The 13415-nt window shown below is 61.9% G+C and carries 12 protein-coding genes; 7 read left to right on the top strand and 5 right to left on the bottom strand.

Annotated features, from left to right (window positions below; genetic code table 11):
• The first annotated feature begins 16 nt into the window (after positions 1-16).
• Together ACE3N9_RS09240 and ACE3N9_RS09235 are read left to right on the top strand one after the other, a co-directional pair.
• The gene (locus ACE3N9_RS09240) at positions 17-1810 is read left to right on the top strand and encodes a DUF262 domain-containing protein (protein ID WP_374283104.1); all 1794 of its coding nucleotides are present in this window, start codon (positions 17-19) and stop codon (positions 1808-1810) included.
• Between the two features lie 284 nt (positions 1811-2094).
• Positions 2095-3249, top strand: a complete 1155-nt coding sequence (locus ACE3N9_RS09235; protein ID WP_374283102.1) for a tyrosine-type recombinase/integrase — start codon at positions 2095-2097, stop codon at positions 3247-3249.
• 602 nt (positions 3250-3851) lie between these two features.
• Here ACE3N9_RS09235 and ACE3N9_RS09230 read toward each other — a convergent pair.
• The 4 genes from ACE3N9_RS09230 to ACE3N9_RS09215 all read right to left on the bottom strand — a co-directional run bounded on the left by ACE3N9_RS09230 (position 3852) and on the right by ACE3N9_RS09215 (position 6048).
• Positions 3852-4004: a hypothetical protein gene (locus ACE3N9_RS09230; protein ID WP_374283101.1), complete on the bottom strand. Its 153-nt coding sequence runs from the start codon at positions 4002-4004 to the stop codon at positions 3852-3854.
• Between the two features lie 293 nt (positions 4005-4297).
• Positions 4298-4864: a DNA-3-methyladenine glycosylase I gene (locus tag ACE3N9_RS09225; RefSeq protein ID WP_374283099.1), complete on the bottom strand. Its 567-nt coding sequence runs from the start codon at positions 4862-4864 to the stop codon at positions 4298-4300.
• A 69-nt stretch (positions 4865-4933) separates the two neighbouring features.
• Entirely contained in the window at positions 4934-5722 is a 789-nt protein-coding gene (locus ACE3N9_RS09220; protein WP_374283097.1) for an SDR family oxidoreductase, read from the bottom strand.
• The gene (locus tag ACE3N9_RS09215) at positions 5719-6048 is read right to left on the bottom strand and encodes a nuclear transport factor 2 family protein (RefSeq protein WP_374283095.1); all 330 of its coding nucleotides are present in this window, start codon (positions 6046-6048) and stop codon (positions 5719-5721) included. Before ACE3N9_RS09215 ends, ACE3N9_RS09220 begins: the two co-directional genes overlap by 4 nt.
• A 96-nt stretch (positions 6049-6144) precedes the next feature.
• Between ACE3N9_RS09215 and ACE3N9_RS09210 the strand changes: the two genes are divergently transcribed.
• A complete protein-coding gene (locus tag ACE3N9_RS09210; protein WP_374283093.1) occupies positions 6145-7056 on the top strand; it encodes a LysR family transcriptional regulator in 912 nt (303 codons plus the stop codon).
• 171 nt (positions 7057-7227) lie between these two features.
• Here ACE3N9_RS09210 and ACE3N9_RS09205 read toward each other — a convergent pair whose 3' ends face one another.
• Positions 7228-8535 carry a CitMHS family transporter gene (locus ACE3N9_RS09205; protein WP_374283091.1) on the bottom strand — a complete coding sequence of 436 codons (1308 nt, stop codon included), beginning with the start codon at positions 8533-8535 and terminating at the stop codon, positions 7228-7230.
• 122 nt (positions 8536-8657) lie between these two features.
• On the opposite strand from ACE3N9_RS09205, the gene ACE3N9_RS09200 reads away from it, so the two are divergent.
• The 4 genes from ACE3N9_RS09200 (at position 8658) to ACE3N9_RS09185 (ending at position 13410) form a co-directional block, all read left to right on the top strand.
• Positions 8658-9566: a LysR family transcriptional regulator gene (locus ACE3N9_RS09200; RefSeq protein WP_374283089.1), complete on the top strand. Its 909-nt coding sequence runs from the start codon at positions 8658-8660 to the stop codon at positions 9564-9566.
• Between the two features lie 173 nt (positions 9567-9739).
• Entirely contained in the window at positions 9740-11080 is a 1341-nt protein-coding gene (locus ACE3N9_RS09195) for an acyclic terpene utilization AtuA family protein (RefSeq protein WP_374283087.1), read from the top strand.
• Position 11081: 1 nt separating this feature from the next.
• Positions 11082-11405, top strand: a complete 324-nt coding sequence (locus ACE3N9_RS09190; RefSeq protein WP_374283085.1) for a hypothetical protein — start codon at positions 11082-11084, stop codon at positions 11403-11405.
• Entirely contained in the window at positions 11392-13410 is a 2019-nt protein-coding gene (locus tag ACE3N9_RS09185) for an alpha/beta hydrolase domain-containing protein (protein WP_374283083.1), read from the top strand. Before ACE3N9_RS09190 ends, ACE3N9_RS09185 begins: the two co-directional genes overlap by 14 nt.
• Positions 13411-13415 lie beyond the last annotated feature (5 nt).

Below are 13415 nucleotides of genomic sequence, written 5' to 3'. Positions count from 1 at the left end.
GGTTAGGGGACCGATCTTGTACGCGAATACGGGAACATACCACAGTGGCGGAACTATCGAGTCCGCACTCAGCAAGATCGCCAATAATCAGTACGTCCTCCCAGCAATCCAGCGAGAATTTGTCTGGAAGCCTGAGCAGATCGAGAAATTGTTCGATAGTCTTATGCAAGGCTATCCGTTCGGGACCTTCCTCTTCTGGTCGGTCAAACCCGAGACGAGCGGCCAGTTTAAGTTTTACAAGTTCATGCTGCACTATCACCAGCGCGACCAAGCGCATTGCGAGGAGCTTGGCCTAGTCCACAATCAGGCGGTCACAGCCGTGCTGGATGGCCAGCAACGCCTCACAGCTCTGAACATCGGCCTGCGCGGGTCGATGACGATGAAGCAGCCGAACAAGTGGTGGAACAATCCCGATGCCTTTCGCAGGCGCGTCCTCCATCTCAATCTCCTCGCCGATCAGGAGCCTGACGAGGACGGGATCGTGTATGATTTCCGGTTTCGCGATGAAAAGCAGGAGCCATCAGCCGAGGGCGAGTTCTGGTTCCGTGTCGGCGATATACTCAAGACCAAGGATGTCATCGACTTCAACGATATGTTGATCGAAGCCGGGTTCTCTGGCGATCAGCACAAGCGCGCACTTCGAGTGCTCTCCCGATTGCATCGCGTCGTGCACGTTGACCCGCTGATCCATTACTATGAAGAGGAAGCTCAAGATGTTGAGCGCGTTCTCAACATCTTCATCCGCCTGAATAGCGGCGGAACGGTGCTGTCGTATTCTGACCTCCTGCTGAGCATTGCCGTTGCGCAGTGGAAGAGTGTCGATGCCCGATCCGCGATCCATCGACTTGTTGATGATCTGAACAAGATCGGCACCGGCTTCGCATTGAGCCAAGACTTCGTCTTGAAGGCCGGTTTGATGCTGTCTGACATCGCCAGCGTGGGCTTCAAAGTCGAGAACTTCACCGCCGCAAACATGGGTGTCCTGGAAGCGAACTGGCTCAAAATACGCGATGCGCTGGTCCGGACCGTCGAGCTTGCGGCCAGCTTCGGATTGAATGGACAATCGCTTCGGGCAGATAGCGCACTGCTGCCGATTGCCTACTACCTCTACCAGCGTGGCAGTCCCGAAAACTACGTCACGCACAGCCAATTCGCGTCTGATCGCGGTGCAATCCGCGAATGGCTCATGCGCTCGCTGCTCAAGGCTAGCGGCATCTGGGGCAGCGGCCTGGATATTCTCCTGACTGCGCTACGGACCGTGATCAAGGAGGATGGTTCCACCCTATTTCCGTACGAGCAGCTATCTGAACGGATGGCGGCTCGCGGGAAGTCGATTGATTTCACCGGCCCAGAGGTCGAGGAAATGCTTGGGATGCAGTATGGCGACAAGCGGCTGTTCCCCTTGATGGTTCTGCTGTTTCCCTTTGTAGATTTGCGCAACCAATTCCATCTGGACCACGTTTTCCCGATCTCTCGGTTCAGCGCAGCGAAACTCAAGAAGATCGGTATCGCGGCCGAGGATCATGAACGGCTGGCTTTGGCAGCGAACAGCTTGGCCAACATCCAATTGCTCGACGGTCCCGCGAATGTCGAAAAGCGGGCGGCTTTGCCGAGCGAATGGATGAAGACCTATTTCCAGCATCCTGACGAGCAGGCCCGTTATGTTGAACGGCATCTCCTTGGCGGAATGCCAGACGGTTTGGATGGCGTAGAGGACTTCTGGAAACAGCGACGCGACAGCTTGCAACAGCTCATCGAGGCTCGCCTCGGCGTCTCTACCGCGTTGGCCTTAGAAGCCAGTGTTCCCTAGGGCCTGCGCGGTGGTCCACACTGTGCCACCAACTGTGCCACACAACAGGGGTTGTCGGCGGAAATCCTTGAGTTTATTGAGGAATGGATGGGAAACATTCTCTCCCTCCGTCTCCGCCATCTATATCATCCCAGGAAAGCCCGATTAATCCCTCAAGGTCGCAGAATTCTGCGGCTTTTCGGCCTTGATCGAGCTTTTGATGTTCTTATATTGTTCTCGATGGTCTCCCTAAATCCGGCTTGGATTGTGGGGGAAATTGTGGGGGCGGAACAGGATGATCGATCATGGGTCGGCTCACGCCACTGCAGATTCGAAACCTCAAGACACCCGGGCGCTACAATGATGGCGACGGCTTGTTCCTGGAATTGACGGGACCGAACAGGGGCAACTGGCAACTCCGCGCTACAGTGAACGGTCGGCGGCGCGATATCGGGCTCGGTTCACTGAGCCTGGTGTCCTTGAAAGAAGCCCGCGATGCGGCCTTTGAACTGCGCCGTGACATTCAGCGCGGGATCGATCCTGTGGCGGAGCGCAAGCGGCGCAAGCTGGAGATTCTGACCTTCAAGGCAGCAGCCATACGGGTTCATGCCGAGCACAAGGCAAGCTGGAAGAACGGCAAGCACCAGGACCAATGGCTTGCCACCCTGGAAAGCTACGCCTTCCCGCTGCTGGGTGATCGTCTGGTCAACGACATCGAGGGCCCGTTGATCCGCGAAGTGCTGTTGCCGATCTGGCTGACCAAGCCAGAGACTGCCCGGCGGGTCAAGCAACGGATCGGGGTGGTACTGGATTGGGCCTATGCCAATGGCATGCGCCCCACCGAAGCACCCATGCGGTCGGTCAGCCGGGTGTTGCCTAGGCAGCCCAAGATGGATGGCCACTTTGCCGCGATGCCCTACGATACGGTGCCCTCATTCATGGCGCGCCTGCACACCCGGTTGAGTGTCCCGAGAGCAGCGTTGGAGTTCCTGATACTGACCGCTGCTAGGTCAGGAGAGGTACGCGGAGCCAAGTGGAACGAGATCGACGTGAAGGCCAACATTTGGGCCATTCCAGCCTCTAGAATGAAGGTCGGCAAGGAGCATGTCGTTCCCCTTTCCGCCGCCGCGATCGACGTGCTGGAGCGCGCCAGACAGTTCCACGCGCCATGCAGCAACTTGCTCTTTCCAGGGCGCGATGTACGCCGTCCGCTGTCCGATATGACGCTGCTCAAGATCCTGCGCTATGCTGAGTTGCCCTACACAGTGCACGGCTTCCGTTCGGCCTTCCGCGACTGGGTGGCGGAACAGACCAGCTACCCCGGCGAGGTAGCTGAAGCAGCGCTGGCGCACACCATCGCAAACAAGGTCGAGGCCGCCTACCGGCGCACCAACTACCTCGACAAGCGCCGCGAGCTCATGGCCGATTGGGCGGCATTCTGCTCCGGCAGGAACCGCTGACGGCGATGAAAATGGTGCTGGACTTTGGTTTTCGGACGACGTTGGGACGAAAAATGCTCCGCGCTCAACGCAATGTGTGGCAATTTTCTCAGATCGTAGAATAAAGTTGTAATTTCAAGCATATGGTTGCCGGAAGATTACGTTTTCACATTGCACATTGCTGTCAAATCGTTTTGACACCAGACCCGAATTCCGCGCCAAAATGTTGCTTTCCAGCGAGTAATCTCAGCAGTGCCACTGCGTACGGTGTGCATGCAAACCAACTCGGATTATAGGACCCTGCGCAATGCCTCAATGTTGCTGGAAGGGATGAAGGTTCGACGTAGCGGAGGCACAGCCCAATGGCGTTTGAGAATGTCCGATATAGCTGACATTGCTGACGTTCGACGCTTTAGATCCACTCGTCAAAACCGGCCTTTCGTTCACGGGTCGATGAGTTAAGGAGGCCAATCGGCATTCTAACTGAGCAATTGAGCTGGGTGGGTCCGCGTGCCAAATTGTAAAGGCAGCGAGACACTATTGCCCGTTGAATCATCAGGCTCGATAGCGAGTCGAGAGAGACTTTGCGCCAGTGATCGCGACCAGCATGCCGGTAGAGAGTATCAGCAGTCCGGCGATCTGCACCGCGGTTTCAATGCCACCGCCAAGGGGATGCCCACAAGTATGGCGATCGCCGGGGCGAGCGTCGGGAACAGTGCGACGCGTCTGGCGACCAGATCCTGCACCGCGCGGCTGAACGCGAACAGCGCGATCACGCCGCCCAGCACACCCGCACCAGAATCTGTTCCGCGAGCATGGCGGGGGCGGTCATGGTAAACCGCACTCGCCGAGGTGGCGCTGGCCTATGTCTGGGAAGACCGAGCGCGGTCCTTTATCAAGATTGGGCGGTTGGTGCCCTGCCTCGCCGACTGGATTGTGTCCGAGGACGGGCTTTACCTCTACTACCCCACGCGGCGGTATATCTCGGCAGGACTGCGCGCTATCATCGACTCCCTCAAGGTAGCGAGCAGTTGACGCACGAGAGCGGCCATTCGCTGCTGTGTCAGGGTCACGCGATGCTGCGCCGGAAACAGCTCGCTTCATGATCGTTGACGATGCCAACGGCCTGCATCCAGGCGTAGACGATCGTCGGCCCGACAAATCTGAAGCCCCGCCGCTTCATCTCCTTTGAGATGGTTTCAGATAGAGGAGATCGAGCGATCCACTCGCGACCGGGGTTCTTGATTGTCCTGCCGACCGTGAATGACCAGCAGAACTCCGCGAAACTCTCGCCGCGTTCGGCCATCTCACAGTAGATCCGGGCACCGGCGATCGTCGCACGGATCTTGGCCTGGGCGCGGACGATACCGGGGTCGGACATCAGCCGCGCCACATCCGCCTCATCGAACGCAGCGACCTTCACCGGATCGAAGTTTGCGAACGCCTGGCGGAACGCCTCGCGCTTGCGCAGGATGATGATCCAGGCGAGGCCTGCCTGGAATCCTTCGAGCATCAGCATTTCCCATAACATCCGTGAGTCGCGCTGTGGCACGCCCCATTCGGCGTCATGATAATCCCGCATCAGCGGGTCGCCTTGTGCCCAACTGCAGCGTTCGCGCGGTGGTGTGTCCGACATGGCTAGACGCAATCTTTCGGTAGCAGCCCTCGGCCGCGGCCTGCTTGTATCAAGCAAGCCGCAATCGCCTCATACGGTGCGGATAGTCCCGCCGTCGATGACGAACTCGGCGCCATGGATCGCAGCCGCCCGGTCTGAGGCGAGATAAGCGATAAGATCGGCCACCTCTTCCGGCTCGGCGCCCCGCCCGATCGCAATTCCGCCCAGAACATCGAGCACGGACTGCCGCGCATCCTCGATCGTGCCGCCATTGGCGGCCCGAAGCATTTCGAGAAAGTCTCCGGTGGCCTCCGTCATGATCCAGCCGGGCGAAACGGAGTTGACCCGAACACCCTTGGGACCGAGTTCCTTCGAGATGGATTTACTGTAAGTCCTCAGCGCGGCCTTGGCTGCGGCATAGCCGGTGGTGGATTCGGGCAGTGGCAGGACGGACTGGATCGAGGTTACGTGCACCACGGTGCCTTCCCCTCGCTCAAGCATCTGTGGGATCAGCAAGCGGTCGAGCCGGACGGTCGCCAGCAGATTGAGGTTCAACTCTGCAAGCCAGTGGTCGTCCGTCAACGCGGCGAAGCCACCCGCTGGCGAAGTCGAGCCGCCGATGACATGGGCGAGAATGTCGATGCCGCCCAGCCGCTCGATTGCCGCTCTGCCCAGCGCCTCGCTGCCTTCGGCGGTCGTCAGATCTGCCTGCACATATTCCACGTCCTCTATGGGATCCCTGATCGTGCGGGCGACGGTGATGACACGGGCTCCGCCAGCCAGGAAGCGCTCGACCGTGGCGCGCCCCAAACCCTTGGTGCCACCGCTGACGAGAACGCGTTTGCCGGCGAACTCGGTGGGATCGGCCTTGATAGTCATAACGTGACCTCCAGCGTCTCGATGGCGCCGTCCGACAGCGTGAAGCGGTAGATGAAGCGGAGCGGGCTGCCCGGAAAGTTTCCATGGGCGGGGCCTTCGACCACGAAGCGGCCGCCTTCTTCCCGAGCAGTATCCGGCGTGAAGATCGCCTTCACCGGGATCACTTCTTTTTCAAACAGCTGGCGTATCGCAGCCTTGCCCTCGAAATGCTTGCCGTTGTCGATGAAGACGGCGTCGCGCTGAAAGGGCTTCAACATACCGTCGATATCGAGACGGGCGTTCGCCTCGACATAGTCGGTGATCGGCTTGGGCAGGTCCATTGACATCATAATCTCCTCGTCGGTGACGAGGTCTACTTAGCGATGGACAACTCGCCTGATAATCGAGACAAATCGGCATGGAGTGTTACGGAGATCGGGATAATGAGTCGTCATTCGCTAATCGAGCTCGAGGCGGTTCTCGCGATAGTTCGATGCGGCTCGTTTCGAGCAGCAGCGCTCGATCTCGGTATGTCGACCACCGCGATCAGCAACGCGGTGGGCAAGCTCGAGCGGGACCTAGCCGTACGATTATTCAATCGCACCACGCGCAGCGTGTCGCTCACTCATGCGGGGCGGATCTTTGTCGCGCAGATCAAACCAGCGTTCGAAGGCATCCAGAAGGCGATAGATACGGCGCGGTCGCAACAGGAGACGCCGTCCGGAACTTTGCGCATCAATGCGTTCGCAACGGCCGCGCGCGAGATCTTGGTGCCGCTGGTCCTGACCTATATGCAACGCTACCCACAGGTTCATATCGACTTGGTCACCGAGGGGCGACTGGTCGATGTCGTGGCGGCGGGATTTGATCTGGGCGTGCGCCGTGCGGATCTGGTGCCCAGCGATGCGATCGCGATACCGCTGGGCCAGATGCAACGCATCGCGGTCGTCGCGTCTCCCGGCTTTTTTAAAGACAGAGCTATTCCGCAAGTGCCGCAGGAACTGCTTCCTTACCCTTGCATTCGCGGGCGGCTTCCCAATGGCGCGTTGCTCCGATGGCGGTTCGAGAAGGACGGCGAACCACTTCAGCTCGACGTCGAGGGGCCGATGACGCTCGACGAGGCCTCCCTGGCGCGCATCGCTGTCACGAACAGTGTGGGTATCGGCTATCTAATGGAGTCCGATGTGCGCGAGGACATCGCTGCGGGACGGCTTGTGCGCATTCTCGAAGACTGGACGCCGCCGCTTGCGCCGCTGTGCCTCTATTATTCGAATCGGCGCAATTCCTCCGCGGCCTTCCAAACCTTTGTCGCGCTCGCGCGCGATTTCGCAGCGGGGCGGCTAGCACCGTCTTGAGCACTTCTGTCGAGACCGGTCATTTGGCCGATTGAGGTGAATGGCCGGGCTTAGTCGGAAGCAGCCATTTTCGTGGGTGCCGGGTAGCTTGACAGGGGCCGCGTCGGCTAGCTGCCCTTCAATGTGACAATCTAGACGGCCGAGAGCTGCCATTGGTTGAGCAGGGATGGGCTAAATGGCACCGGTGAGCAAGGCGGTAACCGTCATGACAATGGTCGACCCAAACGCCCACTTGAAGGCAAAGCGCTGATGATCGCGCAATGACACGCCACTAAGGCCGATCAGGATGAAAGTCGAAGCGGTCAGCGGGCTCAGCGGGAAGCCGGTTGTCATTTGCCCGAGAATCGCGCCGCGGCCGATCTCGAGCGGGTTCTGGCCAAGCGTACCGGCGGTCTCGGCAAAAACCGGGAGCACCCCGAAATAATATGCGTCGGGCGGCAGAACGAAGCTCATTGGCATGGCGGTCAGCGCAACGATCGTACTGAACCAAGGGGCTAGCGATCCCGGAGCAGCAGCGGCCAGCATCTCGGCCATTGCCTTGGTCATGCCTGAGCCGTTCAGCACTCCGGTGAAGACTCCCGCGGCGAGGATCATCGTCGTGACGCTGGCCACGGAGGCGGCGTGGGATGCCAGTTGCCGGGCCTGGCTCTCAGCACCTTGGCAGTTGACGGGCAGGGCTATCGCGAAGGCGGCCATGAAAACCAGCGCCGGCGGTAACGGGGGCAGTTGAATCAAGCCTGCGTAAAGGTCACGGAACAGCAGCACGATAACGATTAGCGTGAGGCCAAGGTTGAACCAGAAGCGCCAAGAGCTTGGGCGTGTTTCAGGATCAGGCACTATTCCGCCCGGGGCTGGGTGGGCAGCAGCAAGGCGCCTGCGCTCCCCACGACCCATCCACCAGGCGACGAAAAGCACCCAGCCGAGGCCGGCCGCCATGGCTGGCACCACCGGCGTGAAGATTCCGCTGACATCGGACTTCAGCACTGCCATTGCCCGCGCGGTCGGTCCGCCCCACGGGAGCATGTTCATCACCCCTGCCGACAGTGCGACGAGGCACGGCAGGATCAGCGGGTTGAGCCCAAGCCGGCGATGAACCGGAAGCAGCGCCGTGACCGAAATCAGGAAGGTGGTCGCGCCGTCTCCATCCAGCGCCACCAGCATCGGCAGCACCGCGCTTGCGAGACACAGGCGCAGTGGATCCTCTCCGACCAGGCTCAGCACCTTGCGGATCATTGGTTCGAACAGCCCTTGGTCGAGCATCAACCCGAAATAGAGCAGGGCAAAGAAGATCATCGCGGTGACCGGGGCGACGGTCTTGACTCCGTCGAGCGCAAAGGCACCGATTTCCGCGCCGAATCCGCCGGCCACGCCCGCTGCCAGGGGCACCAGAACCAGCGCGGCGATCACAGGCAGCCGAGTCGCCAGCGTCAGAACCAGAAAGAGCCCGATCGTGACAAAACCGAGCGTCGCAAGTGACAAGGCGGCCTCCCCCGTTGACACGCGTTTAACCCGGATTGCCTGCGCTTCAAAATTGAACTTGCGGATTGATCAATCAGCTTTGCTGATAGACAAGGAGCGTTCGTTCACCCGAGAGTCCGCCGATGCACCGTTCACCCAGCCTGTTCAGTCTGCGCCTGTTCCTGCAGGTCGCCCATTCGCTCAGTTTCAGCGAGACCGCACGGCAAGCCAATCTGTCGCAGCCAGCGCTGAGTCGGACGATCCGCCTGCTCGAGGAGGATCTCGGCGTGCGCCTGTTCGACCGCAATTCGCGCAATGTCGCGCTTACTCCGGCGGGGGCGGCGCTGCTTCCGACGGTCGAGCGGCTAAGTAGCGACTTCGATCAGGCGTTCCGCGAACTCAACCAGACCTTCGAAGGGATGAAGGGCCGGGTCTTCGTTGGTGCGCTCCCTTCGATGTCGGCCAACCTTCTGCCGAAAGTGATCGCCGAATTTCGCAAGACGCGCCCCAAGGTGGAAGTAATCATTCGCGAAGACCTGTCTGAAGACCTCCTCCAGAGTCTGCAGGAACGGAAGATCGACTTCGCTTTGACCACGCCGCCCAATGCGACCCCCGGAATTGAGTTCGAACCGCTGATCGAGGATGACTGCGTGCTTGTGTGCCGCCCTGACGATCTCCCCCGGATTCCGGACCCTGCCCCGTGGACGATCTTTGCCGAGCGCCCGGTGATCAGCATGGAATCGCGCAGCAGTGTGCGGGTGTTGACTGACGCCGCATTTGCCCGCGCCGGCATAACCGTAGCGCGGCCTTACGAGTGTACGCTGCTGGCGACAGCCGGAGGTTGCATCATAGCCGGGCTGGGGATCGCGCTGATGCCCCGTTCGACCTTGCCGCTGCTCTCGGTCGGCGGGCCGATTGCCTGGCGGACCATGTCCCCGCCGCGCGTCACCCGGCAAATCGGGATCTGCCGGCTGGCCGGGCGCAGCCTCTCTCCCGCCGCCAGCAGTTTTGTCGATGAGGTCGGGACTTTCATGATCAATGCTGAAAACTGATTGATTCATAAGATAAGTCGAATTGCTGGATTTCCAGAGGTCTGATTATATGGCGGTGGAGTGGGATTGCCAGGAAATCGACCGATGACGTTCATCACTGAACATCCCAGCGCCTTTCGGTCGACCGACCGGTCAGGCGCCGGTGCAGTGCATGCGACCAAGCGAGCGCTCCGGTGAGCCGGACGATCCGGATTGGCGCCGGTGCGGGCTTTTCTGGCGATCGGATCGAACCGGCGCTTGAATTGGTCGAGTACGGCGACCTCGATTACCTGGCCTTTGAATGCCTGGCCGAAAGGACAATTGGGCTGGCCCACGCAGCGCGGCTTCGCGATGGCCGCGCCGGGTTCGACCCGTTGCTTGAGCGCCGAATGCGGACGATCCTGCCCGTCGCGCGGGCCCGCGGGGTCCGGATCATCACCAACATGGGCGCGGCCAATCCGCTAGGGGCTGCCGAGGCTATCGTGGCCATTGCGCGCGAGTTTGGCCTTAACGGCCTGAAGGTTGCCGCCGTGCTGGGCGATGACGTTGCGGACATCGTCGGGCGCGGCGACTTCCCCTTGCTCGATCGCACCGGGACCAGCCGCGACCTCACTGATGTGATGGTCTCAGCCAATGCTTATCTCGGCGCAGGCGGGATCGTTGCGGCGCTGGCGCAAGGGGCCGATGTAGTCGTTACCGGCCGGGTCTGCGACCCGGCCCTTTTTGTCGCACCGATGATCCACGAGTTCGGCTGGGCAATGGATGACTGGGAACTGCTGGGCCGCGGCACGTTGGTCGGCCACTTGCTCGAATGTGCCGGGCAACTGACCGGCGGCTATTTTGCCGATCCGGGGCGCAAGGATGTCAGAGGCTTGAGTCGGCTCGGGTTCCCTTTCGCCGATGTTGGTGAGGACGGACTGGCTACTTTCTCGAAGGTCGCCGCCTCGGGCGGCCGGCTCGATTCGCTGACCTGCAAGGAGCAAGTGCTTTACGAGGTGCTCGATCCGAGCGCCTATCTGCAGGCCGATGTGACCGCTGACTTTTCGGGCGTCGAGGTGGAGGAGTTGGGGCCGGATCTGGTCGCGGTTCGCGGCGGCACCGGGCATCCACGGCCTGACACGCTCAAAGTATCGATCAGTTACGAGGATGGCTGGGTCGGGCAGGGGCAGATCTGCTACGCCGGACCCGGCGCGCAGGCGCGGGCGGAGCTGGCCTTTGCCATCGTGCGCGAGCGGCTGGCACTTTCGGGTGCGGCGGTTAACGACCTGACGCTCGACTTGATCGGAATTAATTCCTTGGCGCGGACGGGAGGGTCGACTCGGTCGGAGCCGAGCGAGATCATGGCCCGGATTTCCGGGCGTGCAGCGGACCAGGCCACTGCCGAGTGCATTGGCGCAGAAGTCGAGGCGCTTTACACGAACGGTCCTGCGGGAGGTGGCGGTGCGAGTGGATCGACCCGCAAGGTGCTGGCTGTCGCTTCCACCTTGATCCCGCGCGACAACGTGCGTTGCCGCGTCACAATGATCGAGGCCTGACATGCAACTGGCCGACATCGCCCATGTCCGCTCCGGCGATAAAGGGGATATCGCACAGATTTCCGTGATCGCGTTCCGGGCCGCTGACTTTGCTTTGCTTGTTCGCTGGGTGACGAGCGAGCGTGTCGCCGAACACTTTGCCGCGCTCCAGTGCCGGCGGCTGACGCGATTTGAACTGCCGGGAATCGGAGCACTCAATTTCGTCCTTGAAGGTGCCCTGCCTGGCGGGGTGACCCGCACGCTGGCACTAGACGCGCATGGAAAGACGTTAGCGATGCAATTGCTGTCCCTCACCATCCCGGAGCAGACCGATGACCAGAGCTGATCGGCGGCCGATTGTCGCCCTGGGCGTGATAGCCCTGGCGGCAGTGCCGCCGGTGCCCGCGCAGGCCAAGGTCACCCGGATCGAGTCCGAGACGGTGAAGCCCGCCCCGGCGCTGCCCGGGGCCGAGCCCTACGAGATCGTAACCGGGCGCTTTTATGGCGAGATCGATCCGGCGGCCCCCGGCAATGCGCTGATCACCGACATTCCCCAGGCCCCCCGCAATGCGCGCGGTATGGTCGAATATTCCGCCACCTTTGCCCTCGCCCGCCCGGTCGATCCCGCGAAGGGCAGCGGGGTGCTGTTCTACGACGTGCCCAACCGCGGCAACGGCGGAGTGAGTGCCGATCCCCATGGCCATGTCCGGGTCATCAGCGGCTGGCAGGGTGACCTGCCCGAGGGGTTGGGGCTCCAGACCCTGCGCGCACCTGTCGCGCGGCTGCGCAACGGCAAGCCCCTGACCGGGCCGGTGCTGGCGCGCTTCGTCGACATGCCGGCGGGGACCACCACCCTGCCGATCACCGGGAGCATCGGGCTGCCCACCGCGCTCGCGGCGCCGCTTTCGCTCGACACACGCAGGGCCCGGCTGCTGGTGCAGGACCGCCCCGGCGGACGCGTGCGCCGCTTGCCCGCCAGCCAGTGGGCCTTTGCCGACTGTTCGCAGGTGCCGTTCCCCGGCAAGCCCGACCCGGCCAAGCTGTGCCTGCGCGGCGGGTTCGATCCGGCGCGGGCCTACAACCTGGTCTATACCGGCAAGGACCCGCTTGTGATGGGCGTGGGCTTTGCCGCGACGCGCGATCTGGTGGCCTTCCTGCGCCATGCCGGCGCCGACGATGCAGGGACGCCCAACCCGGCGCGGACCATCCGCTGGGCAGTAGCCTCGGGTACCTCGCAGTCGGGCAATTATCTCAAGAGCTTCGTCAACCTGGGTTTCAACGCCGACGAGGACGGACGGATTGTGTTCGACGGGGTCAACCCCAACATCGCGGCCCGGCAGGTTCCGCTCAACATTCGTTTCGCCGTTCCCGGCGGTGCGGCCCGGCCGGGCGAGGCGGGGAGCGAAGGGACGCTGTGGTGGGGACGCTACAACGATACCGCGCGCGGGCTCGGCACCACCTCGCTGCTTGATCGGTGCACCCAGAGCGGCACTTGCCCCAAGGTGATCGAGACCTTCGGATCGGCCGAGCTGTGGGGGCTGCGTATGTCACCAGGGCTGGTCGGCACCCGCGCAGACCGCGATATTCCCGTGCCGGACGGCGTGCGGCGTTATTATTTCCCCTCTGTCACCCACGGCGGATCGTGGAGCGGCGGCTTTCCGGTGAGAGGCGATCCAGTGCCGCCCACCTGTGTGTTGCCGGGCAATCCCAACCCGATGATGCCCGAACTGGTCATGCTGCGACAGCGGCTCGTCGAATGGGTCAGTAACGACACCGCGCCGCCGCCGAGCAGCTACCCGCTGCTGGCCAGGGGCGATCTGGTCCCGGCCGAGGGTCGGGCAATGGGCTGGCCGGCGATCCCAGGCGCGCCCGTGCCCGATGGCAAGCTCAATCGCATGGTCAGTCAGCTGTTCGGCCCTGGATTCCAGCGCAAGGACATGAGCGGCGTGCTCCAGCAGCTGCCCCCGAAGCTTGGCAAGGAAGTCCAGCTTACCGTGCCGAGGGTCGATGTTGACGGCAACGAGACCGTGGGAGTGCGATCAGTGCAGTTGATGGTCCCAATCGGAACCTATCTTGGCTGGAACGTGGTCGCGGCCGGGTTCGACAAAGGGGCGGGCTGCGGTTTCGCCGGCGGCTTTATCCCCTTCGCCGTGACCCGCGCGGAGCGGCTGGCAACCGGCGATCCCCGGCTCTCGCTCGAGGAGCGCTATGGCAACCATCAGGGTTTCGTTGCGAAGGTTCGCGATGCAGCACAACGCCACAGCGCCGCCGGATGGATCAGTGCGGATGATGCCGCCCGCCTGGTGGCCCAAGCCGAGGCGAGCCAGGTGCTGCGGGTCAAAGATCAATAATCTAA

Source organism: Novosphingobium sp. (genome assembly GCF_041905565.1).
GTDB lineage: Bacteria > Pseudomonadota > Alphaproteobacteria > Sphingomonadales > Sphingomonadaceae > Novosphingobium.
This window is presented reverse-complemented; position numbering and strand designations above follow the sequence as displayed.

Excerpts from the sequence above, each read along its gene's own strand:
- ACE3N9_RS09235 (WP_374283102.1), top strand. The coding sequence starts at position 2,095 with ATGGGTCGGCTCACGCCACTGCAGATTCGAAACCTCAAGACACCCGGG.
- ACE3N9_RS09225 (WP_374283099.1), bottom strand. The coding sequence starts at position 4,864 with ATGTCGGACACACCACCGCGCGAACGCTGCAGTTGGGCACAAGGCGAC.
- ACE3N9_RS09220 (WP_374283097.1), bottom strand. The coding sequence starts at position 5,722 with ATGACTATCAAGGCCGATCCCACCGAGTTCGCCGGCAAACGCGTTCTC.
- ACE3N9_RS09215 (WP_374283095.1), bottom strand. The coding sequence starts at position 6,048 with ATGTCAATGGACCTGCCCAAGCCGATCACCGACTATGTCGAGGCGAAC.
- ACE3N9_RS09210 (WP_374283093.1), top strand. The coding sequence starts at position 6,145 with ATGAGTCGTCATTCGCTAATCGAGCTCGAGGCGGTTCTCGCGATAGTT.
- ACE3N9_RS09200 (WP_374283089.1), top strand. The coding sequence starts at position 8,658 with ATGCACCGTTCACCCAGCCTGTTCAGTCTGCGCCTGTTCCTGCAGGTC.
- ACE3N9_RS09190 (WP_374283085.1), top strand. The coding sequence starts at position 11,082 with ATGCAACTGGCCGACATCGCCCATGTCCGCTCCGGCGATAAAGGGGAT.
- ACE3N9_RS09185 (WP_374283083.1), top strand. The coding sequence starts at position 11,392 with ATGACCAGAGCTGATCGGCGGCCGATTGTCGCCCTGGGCGTGATAGCC.